This is a genomic window from Pseudomonas sp. GW821-FHT12A04 (genome assembly GCF_058807755.1).
The window spans coordinates 195,617-217,604 of record NZ_JBXAQZ010000003.1; the positions used below are offsets into that span (position 1 = coordinate 195,617).

A 21,988-nucleotide genomic window follows, 5' to 3' on the forward strand; every position below is an offset into this window, starting at 1 on the left:
TGTCCGCAATCGGGAAACAACCACTGTTTTTTCAGAGTGGCCCCGTCAGATAGTTGATGAACCGCCGAAAAAGCTCGGCGTTCGTGGAAATATCGAGGCGCTGGTAAATATTGTGCTTGTGAACCTTCACGGTGCCTTCCGATATGTTCAGCACGGCGGCAATCGACGTATTGCTATGGCCTTGCAGGATCAGTTTCGCGATATAGCGCTGGGTCTCCGTAAGCTGTCCCTGGAGGATGTGAACGAACGCATCTTCGGATCTCGCCTCGGTACTTTCCGAGCCCATGTAAAAATCGCTGTGCTTGAGCCGGCAATGCAGTTCCAGCAACGAATTGATAACCGGTGCCAGTGTTTCCAGCGCATTCATTTCCCCGGTCAGGAAGGCTCCATTCCTGAGGTTCCTCATCATCGAATAAACGATGGCGACTCGTGCCTGGACGGGAATGATGAAGCCAATTTCTTCTATCAGCGTGCCATGCTCGGACGACACGCAGGGATGCAGATCCTTGGAGATTGAAAACCCCGAAGAAAAGAAAGTGTCGGGTGCCAAATCCCTCATCCGCCAGAGGCCGGCTGGATGATTATTGATGCAAGCGACATAGAACGGGTCTAGCAGGTAGCCGCCTCGAATGTAGGCATTCAGCGTTTTCTCCGGCACCGACTTGTTGTACCCGTTGTGTATCAGGATGGGCGGGTGATTGAAGCGGAACAGATAGCCGCAGCTCATATCGAAGCCCAGGATACTTCTCAGCGCTGAATCAATGGACGCGCCCATCCGCTCCGAGCCCACGGCACTGATCAGGGTTGAGAGCATTTTCGCGTCACTGGCTTTCATATTGACCACACTTGTTCTGCAAAAATGGAACTTCCCAATGGCGCAAATGTAAACGCACGACAGCATGCCAGGCCATCGTGCGTGACTTCGAGCTCAACCCGGGAACCGCAGGTCTCAGGTCAACTCAGGGGCAGCGCCGAGTCCACTCTCCTTGATGTCCTTCTCGCCCAGTTCCAGCGCCTTGGGCACCGCAAGCCAATAGGCAAGCATCATGCCGATCAGGCCGCCGCTGAGTTTGCCGATGATCAGGGGAAGAATGAGCGAAGGCTGGAAGTTGGCGGAGTAAGCCAGATGGTCGCCAAAGGTGAACGCTGCACAAACGGAAAAGGCAATCACCAGTACTTTGTCCTTGGGCGGCATGTCGGCCACCAAGCGGAACATCGCCAGTATGTTCGCCGAAGCCGCGAGCAGACCTGCCGCGCCCATAGGAGAAAGCCCCAATACAGCGGCCACTTTCTCTATGGGCTTTGAAAGGAAACGCTTGATCAGGTAGACCATCGGGAAGGCACCGCACAACATGATGCCGACATAACCTGCGATTTCGAGCGCCCGGAATTGATCTTCCTTGTCGGCAATGATGGGGGCGAAACCCCAAGTGCCGAATACCGAACTGAAGAACGAGGTGAAGTACTCGACGATCGAGGCCACCAATACCAGGGTCACGACACCGTATACGACCTGACCAAGCCTCAAGAACAACAGCACCATCAGGTTCGGGAAGTAGCGCAATGCGGCGGCCAGTGCACCGCAGAACAGAATCAACGGCATCAGGTTCTGAACCAGCATGCCAAGATTGAAATGCAATGCCTGAGTGGCCTCGCCCGCCGTGGCAATGTCCGGCCTTACACCCAGTCCAAGAAACTGCATGCCCATTGCAATAATGATGATGCTGATCGGAATGCTCAGCAGGCCCGCCATGATGCCTAGCGCCATGTACTTGTGATCGGCCTTGTTAAGCATCGCAAGGCCAACGGGGATGACGAAGATCACGGTCGAGCCGGACTGGAACCCGGTTATCAGCCCCAGGATCCAGCCTTCGGGGCTTTGGGACAGGGCATGAGCCAATTGATACCCACCCAGATCAGAGGCGATGAATATCGGCCCGGCGATACCCGCATCCGCGCCCATGGCGAGAAACATCGGAGCCAGGACCTGGCTTATGAAACTGGAGATGAAGGGGATGGCGGCCATGATCCCTGCCACAGGCAGGAAGATCGGTCCAATGCTGTGGATACCTGCGTTGAATTCCTTTCCGAGTTCGGACTCTGCATTGACGATGGAGGCTATGCCGCCAATAACGGCGCACACCATGATGATATAAATGACATACGTACCTATATGTTCCATTGCTGCCTCTGCTATTTAAGAGTTTTTGTTTGGCAGAATTCAGGTGCAAACGAATTTATTATTGGTGGTCAGTGTTCCGGCTCAGAGCGCGGTGTATCCGTTATCGACGAAAAGATGCGTGCCGTTGACGAAGCTTGAATCATCGCTGGCCAGGAACAGAGCCGCAGATGCCACCTCGCCGGGCTCACACAGACGCCCCTGCATCGCCCCGATTGCCTCGTCGCTAGCGTCCACGCCAAACCGGCGAAGCAGATCAAGCTCGCGCTGGCCATGGGCGGTACTGATAAACCCAGGGCAAATGGCATTGCTGCGAATGTTTCGATCGCGGTACTCGACCGAGATGGCCCGCGAGAACATATGGCAGGCCCCTTTGGTGGTGCAGTACAAGACTTCCATGGGCGTAGCGACCACACCGGAGATAGAAGAGGTGCAGATGATGCTGCCACCGCCCGACTCGATCATCCCCGGCAGGACAGCCTTGGTGACGAGGAACATGCTCTTGACGTTGATGCTCATCAGGCGATCCCAGTCGGCCTCGCTGGTTTCCAGGAACGGCCCGGCGGAAATCGTCCCGGCATGGTTCATCAACACCGTAATGGCGCCAAAGCGCTCCTCGGCTTGCCTGACAGCGCGATTGACCTGATCGGCCACCGACACATCCGCAGGCAGGAAACAGGCTACGCCGCCAGACGCGTTAATTCGCGCGGCGACCGCTTCGCCCTGGCTGGTTGGCAGATCCAGGATCGCGACCTTCGCGCCCTCCCTGGCAAACAATTCCGAAACGGCCAGGCCACAACCCCCTGCCCCACCACTGATCAACGCTACTTTGCCTACCAGTCGACCCATTTTTGGTTTTCCTTATTGAAATCGAAGTGAAGTTTGCGATTTCAAGCTAAGTGCCAGCGACAGGACACGTCCATATATCGACCGATATACAAGACTTCAACCTATTGTTTTTACTTGTTTTTTAGTACTGAAAGATATCGAGCAGCGACTGGCTTGCCGTCGCTGCTCGATCAGGGGGGGCAATTTCTAATGAATTACGACTTTGCTGAAGCGGACGACCAGGCCGTCTTTTGGGCGTGACGACGAGTATTCATCAGCCCCAATGCGATGATCACGATCGTCAAGGCCCCGGTAGAAAGCACCTCGCTACGGTGCGCGGGCATCGCGACCATGACGCCCAAGGCGAAAACGATAAAACCGATGACCAGCCACGTCAGCCAAGGGAACAACCACATCTTGAATTCGATCCGGGCACTGGATTTTTCCAGCTTCGCTCGCATGCGCAATTGTGAGAACGCAATCACCAGATACACCAGCAGGGCAATGGCACCGGAACTGGCGAGCAGGAACGCGAACACCTGCGACGGTGCAAAGAAATTCAATGCTGTTGTGGCGATACCGATTACCGTACTGGCGATCACGGCACCCCGCGGTACGCCGGCCGATGACGTGCGCTGTAGAAAGCCAGGCGCTTCATTACGCTTGCTCAGCGAATAGACCATTCGGGAGGAGATGTAGATCGCGGAGTTCAAGCAACTGGCAACGGCAAACAACACCACAATATCAACGATGGTTTTCGCGAAGGGTACATTCATGATCTCCAACGCTCGCTGATACGACCCTTGCACTGGCAGCAACGGGTCATTCCATGGCACCACGGAAATGATCACAAAAATCGAGAGCAGGTAGAAAATGCAGATTCGCCAGATGACCGACTTGGTCGCCCGGGCGATATTTTTAGCCGGATCCTTCGATTCCGCCGCTGCGATAGTGACCGCTTCCGTGCCGACGAAACTGAACATGGTGGTCAGCAACGCGCCGATGATGGCTTCCCAACCGTTGGGCATGAAGCCGCCGAACTCAGTCACTAGACGACTGACACCGCTGACTTCCCGACCGGGTAAAACCCCAGCAATGGCACAGGCTCCAAGCGCAATGAAGGAGACGATGGCTATCACCTTGACCATGGCGAACCAGAACTCGAATTCGCCGTATTTGGCGACGCTGAAGAGGTTCGTCAGGGTGAGCAAAGCGGTTACGCCTACCGCGAACACCCATGTTTCGACCTGAGGGAACCAGCTGTTGAGCACAACGCCAGCGGCAATGGCTTCAAGCGGAATCACCAACACCCAGAACCACCAATACAACCAACCAATGGTAAAGCCGGCCCAAGGTCCGATGGCGCGGTCGGCATAGGTGGAAAACGAGCCCGTATCGGGACTGGCGACCGCCATCTCGCCGAGCATTCGCATCACCAGTACCACCAGCAGCCCCGCCAAGGCGTAGGCGACGATCGCTGATGGCCCGGCTGCCGCGATGGCGTGGCCCGAGCCGATAAAAAGCCCCGCGCCGATGATGCCGGCAATGGAAAGCATGGTGACATGCCGCTGTTTGAAGCCAGCGGCCAGATTGTCATCCGTTGTTAGTTTGCTGTTAGTTGACATTAGTGAGCCCTTGTTATTTTTTTGGAGGCGAGCTGCCGCAATTCAGTGACTTGCAAATATGTTTGCAAGTATCAACTCTGAACTTTGAGAACAGCGTATTTCTAATGCTGTGGAACGTGAGGGTCAGGCTGGAAAGAACGAGATTTAAAAATCTGGGGTTTTATAGTCATGCATAATGCACCTCTTGTAACTTTAAGAATCATCACAATGCAAATCCTTATGACGGCCACGATGCTACGGCTTGCCCTGAGTCGCCGAATCGACTGGGTACGTCATTCGCTTATCTGTTTGCGACACAACGCCTCGCCAGCGCATCAATAAAAAACTTCCTGCACTAAGGCACTAGTTTAGAAAGACGCCCTTTAAAAGTTCAGTTATTGTTATATGTAACGAAGTCGAAATTCGCATTGTCTTACTCATCAACGCGGTTCTACCGCCGGGTCACCTGAGAAGGGAATACAAGATGCTTTATCTTCAGGAAATGCTGGGTATTGCGGTGTTTTCCATCACAGGTGTGCTGGCCATCAAGAAAGCCGATGTCGATTTGTTTGGTGCTGTGGTGCTCGGAATCATCACGGCTATTGGCGGCGGTACCCTGCGCGATCTGTTACTGGATCTTCCGATCTTCTGGATTGCCGACTTCAATTACATTTGGGCCGCTTTGCTTGCAGCACTCCTGGCGTTTTTTCTGACCAAAAGACTACAACAGCGTTACCGTCTGTTGCTTTATCTCGATGGGTTAGCTGCAGCGCTGTTCGGATTGGCCGCTACCGAGAAAGTCCTGGCATTACATCTCGCAGCGCCATTGGCAGTGATGATGGGAGTGCTGACCAGTATTGGAGGCGGCATCGCGCGGGATGTCCTGGCCGGAAGAGTCTCACTGCTGATGTCACGTGACATTTATGCCACGCCAATTTTGCTGGGATGCACGCTCTATGTTCTGCTGCGCAACGTATTCCCCTCGATCTGGATCGCCGGCTGGATTGCGTTGATTTTTACCTTCGGCTTGAGGTTTCTCGCCATCTACAAGCATCTCCAGATGCCGGCGATCTTCTCCACCAAACAGGGCTAGCAAAGCAAAGACAAGACCGGCCCCTAATCCCCATAGAAGCGCTAGGGTGCCCTGATTGCCGAGACCGAATGAATGCGTTACAAGGATTAAACCCAATGTGACGAGAATCAGCAAAAACGATTCTGAAAAACGGATGCGATCGCGAAATATTGCAACATCCAATAAGGCAATGAATGCTGGAAAGCTGGAAAGCTGGAAAATCCAAGTGTCGCCATTATCAGTTTTTTTGCCATTGCTTGATGCAGCACTCATCCCGACATTCGTGGTATTCGGGATGAGTGTGCATACTGCTGTCATCCGTTCGGTAGATTACCGCTCAGAGACGTCGATCCAGATGGTCTTGATTTCGGTGTACTGATCGTGGGCCCAGATTGACTTGTCGCGCCCGCCAAACCCGGACTCCTTGTATCCACCAAACGGCGTGGAAGCATCACCCTCACCGAAGCAGTTGACCGTCACAATCCCCGCGCGAATTTCGCGCGAGAGCTTGATGGCGTTGCGCAGGTTGTCGGTGTACACCGATGCCGCCAGGCCATACACCGAGTCATTGGCCAGAGCGATGGCTTCGTCAACGGTGTTGAACGTGGTGACCGCCAATACAGGGCCAAAGATCTCTTCCTGGAACAGTCGGCTGTCGACACCTACGCCATCGACAACGGTAGGCTCGACAAAGATATCGCGCTCGGTGTTGCCGCCAAACACAACGTCCAGTTTCTCGACGGCCGCTTGCTCGAGGTAGGAACGAACCTTCTCGAAATGCGCTTTGCTGACCATGGCACCAAGGCGATTGTCCGGATCCAGTGGATTGCCCATTTTCCATTCGCGCATCTGCACGCCGATGCGCTTCAACAACTCGTCCTTGATGTCCGCATGCACGATCAAGCGTGAGGAAGCCGAGCAGTTTTCGCCCATGTTCCAGAATGCGCCATTGACGACGTGGCTTGCGACCAGATCCAGGTCTTCAACGTCATTCATCACCACTGCAGGGTTCTTGCCGCCACACTCCAGCACAATGCGCTTGAGGTTCGAATCCGCCGCGTAGTTAAGGAACCGGCGCCCGGTGGCTGTCGAGCCAGTGAAGCTGACCATGGACACGTCCATGTGGCGGCCAAGCGGCTCGCCCACTTCACCGCCCCCGCCGGACAGCACGTTGAACACACCGGCGGGCACGCCTGCTTCATGAGCCAGTTCGGCGACACGCAGAGCCGTCAAGGTGGTTTCCTTGGCCGGCTTGACGATGATGGAGCAGCCCGCGGCCAGCGATGGGCCGATTTTCCACGCCAGCATCAGCAGCGGGAAGTTCCAGGGCAGCACCAGACCGACGACCCCGATGGCTTCACGCACCACCAGGCTCAACGCGCCGGAACCGACCGGTGCGGTGCTGTCGTAGATCTTGTCGATCAACTCCGCATGCCAGCGGATCATGTGAATGGTTTCCGGAACGTCCGTGAGTTGGCACTCGCGAACGGGTTTCCCGCTATCCAGACTTTCCAGGACAGAAAGCTCGTGGGAGTTCTGCTCCAGCAGATCGGCAAAGCGCAGCAACACCTTCTTGCGCTCGCCAGGGCTCAGTTTATGCCAGCGACCATCTTCGAAGGCTTCCTTGGCCTTGGCCACCGCGAAGTCAACGTCTTGAGCGTTGCAGGCCGTGATCTCGGCCAGCACGTCATTGGTCGCCGGGTTGGTTGTCGTAAAGGTTTTGCCCGACACCGATGTGTAGGACTCACCGTTGACGAACGACTGAGTCGGGAACTTCAGGTCCCGAGCGATGGCGGCATATTCTGCCGCGCTGAGAAGGCCAGTCATTTTGCGCTCCCGGTCACCTGGGCGACGTCACGTTTCAGAGTGGTGATGATGTCCTGCAAGGCCTGTTTCTCGTGTTCGTACAGAGGTTGCAGAGGCGAACGTACACCGCCAGTGCGAAGGCCGTTCAACTCGCAGCCAACCTTGATCGACTGCACGAATTTTCCGCTTTCCAGGAAGTCCATCAGCGGCATGAAGGCGCTCATGATCTTGCGGCCTTTATCGAAGTCTTTTTCCACGACACAGGCTTCGTAGAGCGCAACGTGCTCACGGGGAATGAAGTTCGATCCGGCGCAAACCCAGCTGCGTGCGCCCCAGGCGAAGAACTCCAGCGCCTGATCATCCCAGCCGCAGGACAGGCTGATGTTCGGGTATTCCCGTGCCAGGCGATGGACTTGCGCCATGTCGCCGGAGCTTTCCTTGATGGCCACGATGTTTTTGCTTTCGGCAACGGCCGCGAAATACTCCGGCCCCATGCTGACGCCCATGCGTGCCGGGTAGTTGTAGAGCATGATCGGCAAGCCGGCGGCACGATCCACGGTCAGCGCATGGATGGCGTTTTCTTTCTCGGTAGGCAATGCATAAGGCGGAGAGCCCACCAGAATCGCATCGGCCTTGATCTCGCGAGCGGCCTTGGCATATTCGACGGAGTCTTCAGTGCGGATTGCACCGGTACCAATCACCAGTGGCAGTCGTGCGCCGATCACATCTTTAGCCTGGGTCGCCAGTTCGATACGCTCTTGAGAGGTGTGGGCGTAGTACTCGCCGGTCGAACCGCCAATGATAATGCCGTGCACTTTCGACTCGATCAGATACTCCAGCACGTCGGCGAAAGCGGCCTTGTCGATTTCACCGCTCGCGGTCAAAGGAGTAATTGCCGGGGTATAAATGCCTTCGAATTTCATGATTGCCTCTCCATTACTAAGGGAATGTTATTCAACCTGGCGTCCACCGCCATTTATCAGGGACAACTCATCGCTTACGGCTCAGTTGCAGCTTCTCAACTGCTCAGCGCCGCTGCGTCGCGCAAGTTCAACGAACGTGTTTCAGGTGCCATGGCCCAAGCTGCCATCAGCCCGATAAAGGTGACCACGGCGGCCACATACATCGTGTTGCCGATACCCAGGGTCTGTAGCGAAACAGGTACCAGGTAAGTGCCAACCGCTGCTCCCACTCGGGAAAGGGAAGTTCCGATGCCTACGGCAAATGCGCGAACCTCTGTAGGGAACAACTCGTTCGGATAAACAAGCTGCAGAACTTGTGCTCCACCGATAAATACCGCGTAGGCACCGAACAGGAAGAGCACCAGTACTTCATTGCTGTGTGAAAAAGTCGCCAAGCCCAACAGCGCCAGGCCCGACCATAGAAAGCTGTGAATAAGCATGCAGCGTCGGCCAATCGTGTTGATCAGCCTTGTCGCGAGCACACAACCGACCACAAACAGCATCGTGATGATCATGGAACCGTATGAGGCCCACTCCCCTTTCAAATTCAACGCCAGGAGAACCTTGGGGGCGAACGCATAGACTGCAAAAACAGGAATGATCGAGCATGACCAAAAGACGGAAACAAAGAACAACCGTTTCCCATATCCGGAATGAAGCAAATCCAGGAATGACGTTTTTTTCTGGTCTGGCTCCTCAGGGAGATCGCGAAGCGAATAGTGCTGACCGTACACATGCTTGATCACGCGCTCTGCATCAGCCTCGCGCCCCTTGCTCAAGAGCCAGCGCGCGGACTCCGGGGTGCCGACACGCAGCAATAGCAGCAACAGCCCGATGACAGAGGCACTCGCCAGCGCATAACGCCAGGCGTCATCTCCGCCCACATTGAGGATTGATGTACCGACAACGTAGGCAAATGCCGCACCGGCAAACCACAGGATGGTCAGCGCCGCGAGCCTGGGACCGCGTTGTTTCTTCGGCAGGAACTCGACCAACAACGACGTGGCCACTGGATATTCAATGCCCACCGCCAGACCGATGATAAATCTGAGGGCGAACAATACCGGTGCTGACTCAACCCAGAACTGTGCCAACGAGCAAACGATGAACAGCGTAGGCCCAACGAAATAAACCTTTTTGCGACCCAGCCTGTCGGTCAACCAGCCACCGATGAAACCGCCAAAAAACACCCCCATGAGTGCCGATGCGGCAATCATTCCTTGCCAGAACTCCGACAAGTTCAGGGCGGATGTTATTTGCATCATCGCTATACCGATAATGCTCAGTACATAACCGTCTACAAATGACCCGCCCCCGGAGCGGGCGGTCAGTAAACGATGGAAATTATTGAGAGGAACATCCTCAATAGAGGTATTAGGACTTGTCATTATTGTCTCCTATTCCGCTTCGGTCATTCAAAGGGCTGAAGCTCAAACCCAAAATCCGGGCGAATCAAAGCCGCCTCGATAAGAAACCATCAGCCTTAATGGACTAACCAATAAGCTAAAAACTTCTAACCAATTACTTAACGTTTAACTTGCCTGTCAGAGTGTTACGAAATCAGCTTTCTTTCCCTGCCCGGCACTGTCCCCATAGCAAGTTCATATTCACGCCTGCTGAAAGTAAGGGTTCCGGTGGGTTTCTGTTAGGCCCTGGGGACGACAACAGAAAATCGATCAGTGGGTCCTTCTTGCCTGCCAGCCAGTCTGCCAGCAAGGTGCCTGTCACCGTGCCACGGGTCACGCCCAGTCCATTGCAGCACAGTGCACCATAGACGTTGTTGGCCAGTTGCCCGAAGTGCGCCATGTGGTTGCGCGACAACGCTAGCGACCCGCCCCAGGTGTATTCGAAATTGACATCGGGGAGCATGGGGAATCTGCGATCAAACGAATCCTTGTGTCGCTGGATAAACCGCTCCAGGTATTTCTGATGGCTGCGTCCATCGGCATTGAAGCTGAAGCTGTTGCGCACCAACAGGCGGTTATCCGTTGTCCGGCGCAATGTAGTGCCGAAAGGATCGGCAGGAATAACACCCCAATAAGGCCGACCTCCCAAGCGTGCCTGCTCATCTTCCGTGAGCTGCCGGGTCAGGCTTGCGTACGTAAAGATCGGCAGCATGCGCCCTTTCAAAAAACCGAAGCTCATGGCGAACGCGTTATTGGTCAGCAGTAACTTGTCCGCAACAATACGACCGTTCTTATGGGTGAGGATGGTTTTGTCGCCGTACTCCACGTCGGTAATCGGCGTATTTTCATAAAGCGTCACGTTGGCCGGCAGGCTGTCGGCCAAGCCCTTTACCAAGGCGGCCGGCTGGATGAGAGCTGTGCCCGGGGTGAACAGTGCCTTGCGATAGAAAGGCGTGCCGATGTGATCCGGCAAGTCCTTCTCTTCGATCATTTCGTATTCTTGACCGAGTTTGTCCAGCCCACGGCGATAAGCATCCAGAACAGAGATACCCCGGTCTTCAATAGCCGCCTGATACTTCCCGCACATGCGCAACTGACAGTCGATCCGGTGTTTTTCCACGAGGCTCTTCAGAATGTGTTGCCCTGTCAGGTTCAACGCCATACTGATTTTTGCCGTATCGATATCGCCGATATAGTCATCGGCACCGATATCGTGTGGCAGGTCGATGGCGAAGCCGGCATTTCTGCCGGAGGCCCCGTAACCGACCTCCTGGGCCTCGATCAGGACAATCTCGTCATCCGGAAAATTCAGCGCCAGTTGCCGAGCTGCCGCAAGCCCGGTAAACCCGGCACCCAGCACGACCCAACGGGCCGAGCGGATGCCCGAGTGGGGCGCACGGGCCACTCTCGGCTGGCTAAGGTGGAACCAGCCGCATGTAGAGTCATCTGCAGGTGTGTATCTGATTTTTGCCATTTTTCGCGACCTGGGCTCTTTTGTATTTGTAGTTACTAAAAGCGTCCCTTCTGCACGTTCTCGTCACACTGTTCATGCAAGTGGCATCGGTACTGCTTTTTAGTAGGTAAGTGCCACATCCAACCCTTCCGGCGCGGCGTACTCGGACATACGACGTCGCGACAATTCCAGATGCGCGCGCACGATATCTCCCGCCAGAACCTGATCATGGTTTTCAATGGCACTGATCATTTCGTCATGTTGTTGCGCCGCCACTTCCAGGTCTTCTTGCATGTCCACTGTCGTGGGATGGCGATAGAAGATCTTCCCCAGCCGCGCATGGTCGATCAGCAGGCGTTGCAGGCTTGGCATCAAGTAAGCGTTGTGAGCCATCTTGCCGATCTGCAGATGGAACTCGTCGTTGTAGAGCACTCGCTTCTCTACATCTTTCTCTTCGATGGCCGTGCGGAAGAACGCCTGGATGCGCTTGAGCTCTGCAATCTCCGATGGCGTTGCATGGGCGGCCGCCAATTGGGTGGTGGCGATGTAAATCAACGGGGCTGCCAGGAAAAAGCTTCTGAGCGACTGGTAGCTCATCGACGACACGCGGGCGGCACGGTTCGCCTCAAGATCGATGTATCCCTCGGCCGCCATCTGCCGCATGAGTTCGCGCACAGGTGGTCGGGAAAGGCCGAACTCGTCGCACAAGGCCAGTTCGTCAACGACTGCGCCAGGTGCCAGCTCCATGCTCAGGATCCGGCGACGCAACGCCTCTCCCAGCACAGCTTTACGGTCAACGGGCAGATCCGCGGTGGCTTGCAGATCGAGTTCTTTGGTAGCCATTTATTAGAAACCTTTGTACGGGTGAGTGAACGCTGTCTACTACCTGTATTCTCACTATAAAACAACGTTATTCTTTGTGTCTACAATTAAAATACACATTCAAAACAGCCTTCATCCCGAATCGACGGGTGGTTTTTGGGAGGCGGATTTAGGGTGGCATCAGGGCGCCGGATTTTGGCAAAAACAGGCATTGGCACGCCCAGGCATACCCTGAGCGCACTCGACTCATAAATGGCGGATGGAGAGCGCCGTGAGCATCAAATCAATGGGGTTTCTTTACTTGACCAGACGAACTTCCTTCGACGGGCGATAGCCAAAGTAGGAGCTGTAACACTTGCTGAAATGGCTGGGTGAAACAAAGCCACAGGCAACCAGCACATCGACCTGGGAGAGCTCCGTGTGCTGCAGGAGCCGACGCGCTTCGGTGATGCGCAACTCCAGGTAATAGCGTTGCGGTGTAGTGCCCAACTGCTCCCTGAACAGGCGTTCGAGTTGCCGGCGTGAGCGGCCGGCGTAGGCCGCCAGTTGCTCCAGTTCCAGGGGCTCTTCGAGGTTGGCATCCATCAGCTTGACCACCTCCCGTAGCGGCGCACTCAAACAGATGTTTTCTGTCGGCTTGATGCGCCGGTAGCGAGACTCTTCAAAAGCAAGAATGTCCTCGATGCCTTCGACCAGCGCTTTGTCGTGCAGCCCCTTGATCCAGTCCAGCGCCATGTGGAATGCCCCGGAAGGACTGGAGGCTGTAAGCCGGTCTCGGTCTATCACATAAGGCTCACTGCTGACCTGTGTCGCCTTGCAGAACTCGGCGAGTGCGGGACGGTGCTCAGGATGTATGGCGCAACGGTAACCCGTGAGCAATCCGGCGCGCCCCAGGAACCATGCACCATTCCACAATCCGGCGAGCGTGATGCCCAGGCCCGCAGCTGTCTTGAGTAACTGTATGAACTCATCGGTAGCCCTGAGCTCTGTCCGGTAACCGCCACAAATGACCAGCATGTCCAGGTCTTGAAGTACCGAACAATTGATACGGGCATCTGGCCGGATGACCAGGCCCAGGTCACTGATGACCTCCCCGTCGTTCAAGCCGAACGTCTGGGACGAGAACAGCTTGGGACGCAGTAGATTCGCGGTGACAATCGTATCCAGCGCCTGGGTGAACGCAGGTAAAGAGAAATGTTCGAGCAACAGAAATCCGGCTCGAACCATTTGCGTCGGCTGGTTGGGGTTGTCATTCACATAGCGAAGATTCTTCCCCTTCATGCCTCCGCTAAACTGGCGTCTTTCGATCAATCTTCGATCCACTCTATTACGTTCGAGAATGCGTCATTTGTAGCGTTGAGAAGCCCATCATCCTGACGCCACTCCTGCCGCGTCAAGCCAGCTGAAAGCCATGACGAAGGGGGTCTTTGTCATCCACAAAAATGGTGTTGTGTCCGGTGATCTGCGCCCAGCCACCGATACTTGGCCTGATACCGTCAAAGGTTCCCACTTTCACCGACGCTTCGACTTTTCCTTCGAAGATCGTACCGATCAGGCTTTCGTTGCGGTACGTGTCCCCGATCTTCAACCGTCCTTTGCCAAACAGTTGCGCCATTCGTGCCGAAGTACCTGTGCCACCGGGCGAGCGATCAATCGCCTTGTCACCGTAGAATACTGCACCGCGCCCGTCTGCTGCCGTCGAGTGTTCCTCGTCACACCAGATGACATGGTGAACGCCACTGATCCTGCTGTTCTCTGGATGCACGGGGTCACTGACTTCAGCCAAGGCGGCGCGCAGCTTCTGACTCAGGCTGACGATGTCTGCCGTGGTCAATCCGTTCAAACCCGGCCAGTTTTCCTGCGGCTCGACCACTGCGTAAAAATTACCGCCGTAGGCAATGTCTACCACAAGCTCGCCAACACCAGGCACATCCACCACCACATCGGCGCGGTGCAGATAACTGGCCACGTTGAACAGGCGGATGGAGTCAACATATTCACCGTTCATGGTGTAGTCGACATCCACGCGACCTGCCGGTGTCTCGATGGCCAGCCGACCAGGTTCGCGAGGCGTGACCAGGCCTTCTTCGATGACGACCGTAGATAATCCGATGGTGCCCGCCCCGCACATGGGCAGGCACCCGCTAACCTCGATAAACAAGGCGCCGAAGTCGCAATCCTCACGGGAGGATGGATAGATGATCACGCCGGACATGATGTCGTGCCCTCGCGGCTCAAACATCAACGCCGTGCGCACCCAGTCATGATCGCGAACGAATATTTCGCGTCGCTCCGCCATCGACACGGATGGCAGCAATGGCCCGCCACCCGTGACGACGCGAACCGGGTTCCCGCACGCATGGGAATCAACACAAAAAAAGCTACGTCTCATTCTGGAAATCTCTTACACGAGTTTGCGCGGGGAGTGACGCTGCAACGCGCCGCGAGACAGCCGATCCAGAAGGAGTGCGACAGCGACGATCGCCAGGCCGGCACGCAGGCCCAACCCCATCTCCATCCTTGTGAGGCCTCGGGTGACTTCAGCACCCAGTCCACCCGCCCCCACCAGGCCTGCCAACACCACCATTGCCAGCGACAGGAGGATGCATTGGTTCAGTCCCACCAACAGCGTCGGCGCGGCAGTCGGCAATTCGATCTTGAACAGTATCGCCCTTGGCGAAGCACCGATGGCCTGGCCCAGTTCAAGGAACTCCTTGGGCAGTTGCTTGAAGGCAAGGGTCGTCAATCTGAGCATCGGTGGAATGCCGTAGACGATGGTCGCAATGATCGCGGGCACCCGTCCCAGGCTAAACAGCATCACGGCCGGGATCAGGTAAACCCAAGGCGGTACGGTTTGCATGATGTTGAGGATCGGCAAGAACGCCTCGTCGACCCGCTTCACCCGTGCTGCCAGAACGCCGAGCGGAAAGGCGATGGATACCGAAATCAGCACCGCAACCGAGACCAGGGCAATGGTCTGCATGGACGCGACCCACAGCCCGGAGAACAGGCAGAATGCCAACATCAACCCGGCAAACAGGGCCACTTTCTTGTTGGCAAAAAACAATGCCAACACCACTACCCCACCGATCAGGGCATAGGGATGCGGCGCAAGCAATGCACCCTCAACGCCGCCCAGTACCGCCTCGATCACCTGGCTGATGACTTTGAACAGCCCATGCAAATTGGCGTTGAGCCAATCGACGGCGGGTGCGAGAAATGCGCCTGGTGAAAAATGGATTTCTGCTGAACTCATTTCGATTCTCCCATCCGGGAACGTGCGGCGCTCTGCGCCAATCGATCCAGAATCATGGTCAGGATCACGATGGCAATGGCGGCATTGATCGACTTGGCGATGTCCAGCGTGCGAACAGCGCCATAGATCGATTCACCCAGGCCGCCGGAACCGACGATGCCGGCGATGACCACCATGCCGAAGGCCATCATCAGACTTTGATTGACCCCGGCCATGATGCTTGGTATGGCAAACGGCAGGCGGATCTTGAAGAACATCTGCCATCCGGTGACGCCGCTGGCGTCCCCCAGTTCGATGAACTCTTTTGGCGTCATGCGAATCCCCAGGGAGGTCAGGCGCATGGCGGGTGGCACAGCCACGATAAAAGTCGCCAACAGTGCCGTGGCGGTGCCATAGCCCAGCAACGCAATGGCCGGCAGCAAGTAGATGTAGGGCGGCATGGTCTGGATCAGATCCAGGAACGGATCCACGACCCGATCAAATGAAGGCGCGAGCCCCGCCAGCACGCCCAATGGAATCGCCACCACCAAGGCGAGCACGGTAGATGTCAGCACCAGGGCAAGCGTGCTGACTGTTTCTGACCATAAACCAATGACATCACAAAACAACAAGGCCAGCCCGGTAAGGATCGCGAAACGCCAACCGACAGCCCGCCAGCCGATCAGGGCAATGCCTATCGCAATGACGTAGTAAGGTGGGTAGGCGATGCACCACTGCACGCCTTCGTAAACGCCCTTCAAAAACGCATTGGTCGTGTCGAACACGGACTCTCCATTGTCCATTAGCCATTCAAGGCTCGAGTCGACGACCGAATCGAATTGGTTGGAAAAGTCAGGCGTGCTCATGTTGAGGCCTCCAGTGCAGTGGCGGCCTTCGATACCGCGAACTCGTTTGGAATACCTTGGACGCCACGCAGTAAATCACGCGGCGTAATGATCCCCACTACCACTCCGTTATCAACCACAGCGAGTGCGTCGCGCTCGGACTTCATCGTCAAGCCGATAAGCTCGTTGATATCCGCATCGACTGAGGTTTTGATGAGCCGGGCGATGTCGCAGCCGGGGTTTGCTACCTTGAATGACTCCACGGGCGTCATGACGGAATTTGCCCTGACCAGATGCAACCTGGAGATACCGGCGACAAATTCCGCGACGTAATCGTCCGCGGGGTTGAGGACGATCTCCTCGGCAGTTCCCACCTGAATGATCGCGCCGTCCTTCATGATCGCGATCCGGTCGCCGATACGAATCGCTTCGTCCAGATCGTGAGTGATGAATACAGCAGACTTGCCCAGTTCCTTGGTCAGTTGGCGGAACTCATCCTGCAACTGCCGGCGAATCAACGGGTCGAGCGCACTGAAAGGCTCATCCATCAGGATCACTTCCGGGTCTGCGGTAATTGCCCGGGCAAGCCCTACCCGTTGTTGCATGCCCCCGGACAATTCACTGGGGTAGCGCGACATCCAGTCGCTCAACCCGACTTTGGCCAAGGCCTGCTCGGCAACCTTGTAGCGCTCGGCCTTGCCCACGCCTTGTACTTCCAGTCCAAACGCCGTGTTCTCCAGAACCGTACGGTTAGGCAGCAACGCAACGCTCTGAAAAACCATCCCGATATGACGTGCCCTCACCTCACGCAGTTGTGCGGCATTCAAGGACGAGAGTTCTTTGCCCTTGACTACGATCTTGCCGGCGCTGGGTGTGATGAGTTTGTTCAACAGCCTTATCAGCGTAGATTTGCCACTGCCTGACAATCCCATGATGCAGAAGATCTCTCCCCGGCGAACCTGGAGACTGACATCCGAGACCCCGACCACGCAGCCGTAGTTTTGCAGGATCTGAGTCTTGGTGAGCCCCTGCTGAACGACGGCATTCATCGCAGCAGGTGCGGCTTTCCCGAAGATTTTCCAGACTGACTGGCAATCTATCAGCACTTCGTTGGTATCAATGTTGGGCGTTGTCATTTTTCGTACCCGTCGAACCAGTTTTTCTGGTTTTTCTAATGAATCAAAGGGCGGCAGTGGCGTTTAAAAAGATGCTCGTTATTTCTTTATGTTTTCCCAGCGCTTCAACAGGTCAGCGTGCCCATCAGTCCAGCCTTGAATGGCTTGCTCCATGGTCTTGCCGTCCTTTACTTCACCGTTTATTGCCGTGATATCTGAAATCGGCACGTATACGCTGGCCATTACCTCACGTGCACGTGGGTTTTCCTTTGAGAAATCCTTGTGGCCAATCCAGTAGTAACCTTGTGGCGGTGGGAACACACCCTTTGGATCCTTGAGGAACTTCAGGTCGAACTTCTGCGCCATCCATGAAGGCTCCCAAACAGTAACGGCAACCCACTCTTTACGATCGACTGCCGATTTCAATGCGGCTGTCATGGCAGCGGTACTGCCTTCGAGCAGTTGCAACTTGATGCCGTAGTCCTTGACCGCCTTGCTCGCGTCATTCATCAAGCCCGAACCTGGTTCGATACCGATGATCTTGTTGCCGAATTTCTCGGCGTTGTCATTGAGTTGTTCGATTGAGTCGATGTCGACGTATTTAGGTACGGCGATCGCCTGGTAAAGGCCATAGGAAACCGGGGATAGTTTTTCCAGGCGGTTCTTGTTTTTGTTCCAGTAGTCATTCGCCGCGTAGTCGGTTTGTGAGGCAAGTACCTGGATATCACCTTTGGTCAGAGCGGCATAAGCAATACCCCACTCGGAAAACTCGATGACTTTTACGCTATAACCGGAATCCTCAAGCACCTTTTTGGTAATACCGGTAATGGGGGTCAAGTCTTCCCAGGTCAACGTGCCCATGGTGATTGTTTTTTCTTCCGCGTGAACAGGCAGCATTACCATGCCCATCATCGCGACCGCGCAGACTGCCTTCCAAATCTTCTTCATGGCGTTCCTCGATCTACGTTAATACTTTTTATATTAGTCTCTAAACAATAGAGGCCCGTGGTGCACAGCTATAAGCTCACCATCTGTTTCAGTTGTTGCTGCCTATCAATCCGTATCCGGATTGATATTCAATGCCGCCGTTTCTGCGACATCAACTCGTATCGATCCTCATGCCAATTAAGCGAGGACCGGTATTATTTAAATGGAGTTGGCAGGTCTGCCTTCATTCCATTGGGCGCGATAAACATTTCCATGTTCTCGCGGGAGAGCTCCCAATGCTCAAAGACCAGGTCAACTACAGCGCTCTCGTCACGACGCTCAATGGCTTCAATAAAAGAATCGTGGTGCTCTGCGGAAAGCTGTAGCCGTTGTTCCATGTCCTCATCGCGAGGGCGGAAAAATGTATGACCAATCCGTGCGTGATCAATCAGCAGTCTTTCGAGGCTGGGCTCAAGGTACTGATTGCCCGACATTTCACCCATGATTGCGTGGAATCGATTGTTTTCCACCACCATCATCAGGGCATCACGGGACACCGTCGCAGCACGGAAACGGCGTTGCGTTTCCTTCAGGTCAACCAGCTGCTGAGCCTTGAAATTCTGAACAGCCAGGCGACCTATCGCGGCGTACACCATGGGAGCCACCAGGAAAAAATTTCGCAGTGTCGAGTGGTTCATGGGAATCACCCGGGCACCGCGGTTCTCCCTGATATCGATGTACCCCTCACCGGCAAGACGTCGAAATACTTCCCGTACCGGGGTTCTCGAAAGCCCGTACCGTTCGCTGATGGCAACCTCATCCAGCGCCTCGTCAGGATCGAGCTCCATCGTGAGGATCTGACGCTTGAGGTCGTCATAAAGAGTGCTCTTGCCGTTTTTCACAATGACCTCCCGAGGCAGTCAAATCAGCGGTTACGGCTTGTTGTTGAATTCAGATTCGCACGGGTTTCGGGTGTCGTCAATGATTTGTATTTTTTATGTATACACAGAAAATACTGTAAGAACACGCATAGAAAACAGATTATTTCCTTACAAATCAAATAGATAAAATTTCAAACCGAAATCATAGGGTCGTTAACAGAAATGTAACCTGTCGCAAATTGAACGGCCCTTCGGCCTCGGGATCGGGCACCTGGCCGGGTCGGATGTCCGACGGCGCCATTTTCAAGACCGCAAACGACATGCTGCCGATATGACAAACAGGGCAATGTTCGAGAAATGTAGCGAGGGGGATCTGGTCATTCAAAGCCGCGAAGCGGCTTCGACTTGAAGGAAGGGGTCGACCACGTCTACGCGGTCCGACCTGAATCAGCTCTCAGAGGCGATCGTTGACTCGTCAGTGGTTTCTGCCGCCAGCTTCAATCGGTCCGCTTTACAAATGTATTTAGGCTTGCTCTTCGGTGCCAGTTTGGCACTGGCCTTTTTGGCCTTAGCCTTGAACAGTTGCTTTAGTTTCTTTTGACGGTTCATGTTGTTCTACTCAGCCTGTAATTCTTGAATGATATCAGCTTGAGACATTTAGCCGATTCAACTTTGCGGCTCCACGATCCTGAGCCAGGGCCAGCGAGCCTGATAACTTCTCGCCTTCTGATCGAACAGCTCTGGCTTGAGATTCTTTGGGTTGATTCGAAGTAGCCCGTGCTCGGTGTCGGCCAGGCCGTTGGGCGCATAGACCTCACCCGTTTCGATATCCAGGCCAATGCAGGTGCCGGCAATCAGGTAGCGATCTATCCCGTCTTTAGCCGACTGAAGCCTTGGATAATCCCCACCAAAGCGCTGGCGGTACCACAGGTGGACGCGGGCCTGATTCTTGATCTCAATGTTCACGTCCAGGTCCTGGAACAGACGCTGACCTGATTCGATGACCTCATTCTCAGCTTCCCATGACAGGTCATCATCGAAGTAAAAGACGTCGTAATCCTTCACGCCCCACTCTGGCGGTCGCTGTGCCTGTTGATTCCAGACGGCCTGGAACAAACAACCGGCCGTGAGCATGCACTGGTTCAAACCGAGCTCCGGCAAACGAGCGGAAATTTCTGCGTTTACCGGATTGGTCATTGCGATCCTGACCAGGCTTTCGACAGTCAATGTCATCTTCATCCCTTCTGATTGATCTAATCCCTGCGACCGACAATACCCTCAACGCTGTTCAAATTTGCAAAAAAGTCGCCCTTTTCTCTCCCTCGGCCAATCTGGCGCGAATCATGCCTGATTCAATAGCCTGAAGTCGGTACTGACTATGTGGGTGACACTTTTGAAGTGAACCACCTCAGTGCCTGCCCCGATAATCGATAGCTTACTGACGAACTGTCGAGGTCAAGCATGACGAACGCAACTACGGAACAAGTCAGCCCACAAACACTGAGAAGAGTGATTGTGGCTGCCGGCATCGGCAATTTCGTCGAGTGGTTCGACTTTGCCGTGTATGGCTTTTTGGCCACGACCATCGCCCAGCAATTCTTCCCCAGCGGCGATGCCAGTGCCGCGCTGCTCAAGACCTTTGCGGTATTCGCCGTGGCCTTTGCGTTTCGGCCTCTTGGAGGGATTTTCTTCGGCATGCTGGGCGACAGGATCGGCCGCAAGCGCACCCTCGCGATGACCATCCTGCTGATGGCCGGAGCAACGACCTTGATCGGCCTGCTGCCCACTTATGCGGCAATCGGGGTCATGGCGCCGATTCTTCTGTCCCTGATCCGTTGCGCCCAGGGCTTTTCCGCCGGCGGAGAATACGCAGGTGCCTGTGCCTACCTGATGGAACATGCGCCGAGTGACAAGCGCGCCTGGTACGGCAGCTTCATTCCGGTGTCGACATTTTCCGCCTTCGCCGCGGCCGCCGTGGTGGCCTACGCGCTCGAGGCGTCATTGTCGGCCGAAGCTATGGGGAGCTGGGGTTGGCGCCTGCCGTTCCTGATTGCCGCGCCCCTGGGCCTGGTGGGTCTTTACCTGCGCTGGAAGCTCGATGAGACACCGGCATTCCAGGCGGTGACTCAGGAACATGCTGTCGCACATTCTCCACTCAAGGAAACCTTGCGCAACCATGGTGCGGCGATCTGTTGCCTGGGCGCTTTTGTGTCACTCACGGCACTTTCGTTTTATATGTTCACCACCTACTTCGCGACCTACCTGCAAGTCGCCGGAGGCCTGAGTCGCGCAACAGCCTTGCTGGTGTCACTGATTGCATTGCTGTTCGCTACGGCGATCTGCCCACTGGCCGGGCTGTATTCGGACCGGGTCGGACGTCGAGTCACAGTGATGACCGCATGCGCGCTGTTGATCGTGGTCGTGTATCCATCGTTCCTGATGGCCAGCTCCGGCTCGTTCGCCGCGTCCATCGTCGGCGTCATGCTCCTGGCGATTGGCGCGGTGTTGTGTGGCGTGGTAACCGCAGCCTTGCTCTCGGAAACCTTCCCTACCCGCACTCGGTACACCGCCTCGGCGATCACCTACAACATGGCGTACACCCTTTTCGGCGGCACCGCGCCGCTGGTCGCAACGTGGCTGATCAGCACCACCGGCAGCAACCTGTCGCCAGCGTTCTATCTGATTGCGATTGCATTGCTCGCATTGGCGGGCGGGCTGGCATTACCGGAGACTTCAAGGATTTCCCTGCATGATGTTGCGGCGCAGGAGAAAGCCGAGGGCGTGGGCGCATCCGCCTGAAAACACGAAACGAGCCTGCCAGGCGTCACGTGAGCGAGGTTTCCCTAAGCGGCC

20 protein-coding genes are annotated in these 21,988 nt (G+C 55.4%); 2 read left to right on the forward strand and 18 right to left on the reverse strand.

What is annotated here, in order from left to right; all coding sequences use genetic code 11:
• Positions 1–31: 31 nt before the first annotated feature.
• The 4 genes from AC1RS8_RS06280 to gabP all read right to left on the reverse strand — a co-directional run bounded on the left by AC1RS8_RS06280 (position 32) and on the right by gabP (position 4,632).
• Positions 32–835, reverse strand: coding sequence for a response regulator transcription factor (locus AC1RS8_RS06280; protein ID WP_489338432.1), 804 nt, complete (start codon positions 833–835; stop codon positions 32–34).
• A gap of 114 nt (positions 836–949) precedes the next feature.
• Positions 950–2,182, reverse strand: coding sequence for an ethanolamine utilization protein EutH (eutH, locus tag AC1RS8_RS06285; protein WP_218495873.1), 1,233 nt, complete (start codon positions 2,180–2,182; stop codon positions 950–952).
• Positions 2,183–2,263: 81 nt separating this feature from the next.
• Positions 2,264–3,028 (reverse strand): SDR family NAD(P)-dependent oxidoreductase, encoded by a 765-nt coding sequence (locus tag AC1RS8_RS06290; protein ID WP_489338431.1) that lies wholly within the window; start codon positions 3,026–3,028, stop codon positions 2,264–2,266.
• A 194-nt stretch (positions 3,029–3,222) separates the two neighbouring features.
• Positions 3,223–4,632: a GABA permease gene (gene gabP, locus AC1RS8_RS06295; protein ID WP_340311887.1), complete on the reverse strand. Its 1,410-nt coding sequence runs from the start codon at positions 4,630–4,632 to the stop codon at positions 3,223–3,225.
• Between the two features lie 463 nt (positions 4,633–5,095).
• On the opposite strand from gabP, the gene AC1RS8_RS06300 reads away from it, so the two are divergent.
• Positions 5,096–5,704: a trimeric intracellular cation channel family protein gene (locus tag AC1RS8_RS06300; protein ID WP_218495875.1), complete on the forward strand. Its 609-nt coding sequence runs from the start codon at positions 5,096–5,098 to the stop codon at positions 5,702–5,704.
• Positions 5,705–6,013: 309 nt separating this feature from the next.
• Here the strand turns inward: AC1RS8_RS06300 and AC1RS8_RS06305 are convergent, their stop codons facing one another.
• The 14 genes from AC1RS8_RS06305 to AC1RS8_RS06370 all read right to left on the reverse strand — a co-directional run bounded on the left by AC1RS8_RS06305 (position 6,014) and on the right by AC1RS8_RS06370 (position 20,332).
• Positions 6,014–7,510, reverse strand: a complete 1,497-nt coding sequence (locus tag AC1RS8_RS06305; protein ID WP_489338430.1) for an aldehyde dehydrogenase — start codon at positions 7,508–7,510, stop codon at positions 6,014–6,016.
• A complete protein-coding gene (locus AC1RS8_RS06310; RefSeq protein WP_154909035.1) occupies positions 7,507–8,412 on the reverse strand; it encodes a dihydrodipicolinate synthase family protein in 906 nt (301 codons plus the stop codon). Before AC1RS8_RS06310 ends, AC1RS8_RS06305 begins: the two co-directional genes overlap by 4 nt.
• A gap of 95 nt (positions 8,413–8,507) precedes the next feature.
• Entirely contained in the window at positions 8,508–9,839 is a 1,332-nt protein-coding gene (locus AC1RS8_RS06315; RefSeq protein WP_218495877.1) for an MFS transporter, read from the reverse strand.
• Positions 9,840–10,011: 172 nt separating this feature from the next.
• Positions 10,012–11,331, reverse strand: coding sequence for an NAD(P)/FAD-dependent oxidoreductase (locus AC1RS8_RS06320; protein ID WP_489340591.1), 1,320 nt, complete (start codon positions 11,329–11,331; stop codon positions 10,012–10,014).
• A 99-nt stretch (positions 11,332–11,430) separates the two neighbouring features.
• Positions 11,431–12,153, reverse strand: a complete 723-nt coding sequence (locus AC1RS8_RS06325) for a GntR family transcriptional regulator (protein ID WP_090455155.1) — start codon at positions 12,151–12,153, stop codon at positions 11,431–11,433.
• Positions 12,154–12,429: 276 nt separating this feature from the next.
• Positions 12,430–13,413, reverse strand: coding sequence for a GlxA family transcriptional regulator (locus AC1RS8_RS06330; protein WP_489340622.1), 984 nt, complete (start codon positions 13,411–13,413; stop codon positions 12,430–12,432).
• A gap of 112 nt (positions 13,414–13,525) precedes the next feature.
• The gene (locus AC1RS8_RS06335; RefSeq protein ID WP_489340590.1) at positions 13,526–14,524 is read right to left on the reverse strand and encodes a 4-hydroxyproline epimerase; all 999 of its coding nucleotides are present in this window, start codon (positions 14,522–14,524) and stop codon (positions 13,526–13,528) included.
• A gap of 12 nt (positions 14,525–14,536) precedes the next feature.
• Entirely contained in the window at positions 14,537–15,388 is an 852-nt protein-coding gene (locus AC1RS8_RS06340) for an ABC transporter permease (RefSeq protein WP_057714865.1), read from the reverse strand.
• Positions 15,385–16,233, reverse strand: coding sequence for an ABC transporter permease (locus AC1RS8_RS06345; protein ID WP_489340589.1), 849 nt, complete (start codon positions 16,231–16,233; stop codon positions 15,385–15,387). Before AC1RS8_RS06345 ends, AC1RS8_RS06340 begins: the two co-directional genes overlap by 4 nt.
• Positions 16,230–17,348 (reverse strand): quaternary amine ABC transporter ATP-binding protein, encoded by a 1,119-nt coding sequence (locus tag AC1RS8_RS06350; RefSeq protein WP_057714867.1) that lies wholly within the window; start codon positions 17,346–17,348, stop codon positions 16,230–16,232. Before AC1RS8_RS06350 ends, AC1RS8_RS06345 begins: the two co-directional genes overlap by 4 nt.
• Before the next feature lie 78 nt (positions 17,349–17,426).
• A complete protein-coding gene (locus AC1RS8_RS06355; protein WP_154909029.1) occupies positions 17,427–18,275 on the reverse strand; it encodes a glycine betaine ABC transporter substrate-binding protein in 849 nt (282 codons plus the stop codon).
• 194 nt (positions 18,276–18,469) lie between these two features.
• Entirely contained in the window at positions 18,470–19,156 is a 687-nt protein-coding gene (locus AC1RS8_RS06360) for a GntR family transcriptional regulator (protein ID WP_057714869.1), read from the reverse strand.
• A gap of 426 nt (positions 19,157–19,582) precedes the next feature.
• Positions 19,583–19,744: a DUF2986 domain-containing protein gene (locus tag AC1RS8_RS06365; protein ID WP_090455146.1), complete on the reverse strand. Its 162-nt coding sequence runs from the start codon at positions 19,742–19,744 to the stop codon at positions 19,583–19,585.
• Between the two features lie 57 nt (positions 19,745–19,801).
• The gene (locus AC1RS8_RS06370; protein ID WP_493162477.1) at positions 19,802–20,332 is read right to left on the reverse strand and encodes a nucleotidyltransferase family protein; all 531 of its coding nucleotides are present in this window, start codon (positions 20,330–20,332) and stop codon (positions 19,802–19,804) included.
• Between the two features lie 264 nt (positions 20,333–20,596).
• Here AC1RS8_RS06370 and AC1RS8_RS06375 point away from each other — a divergent pair, with 264 nt between their 5' ends.
• Positions 20,597–21,934 carry an MFS transporter gene (locus AC1RS8_RS06375; protein ID WP_489340587.1) on the forward strand — a complete coding sequence of 446 codons (1,338 nt, stop codon included), beginning with the start codon at positions 20,597–20,599 and terminating at the stop codon, positions 21,932–21,934.
• Positions 21,935–21,988: the final 54 nt, after the last annotated feature.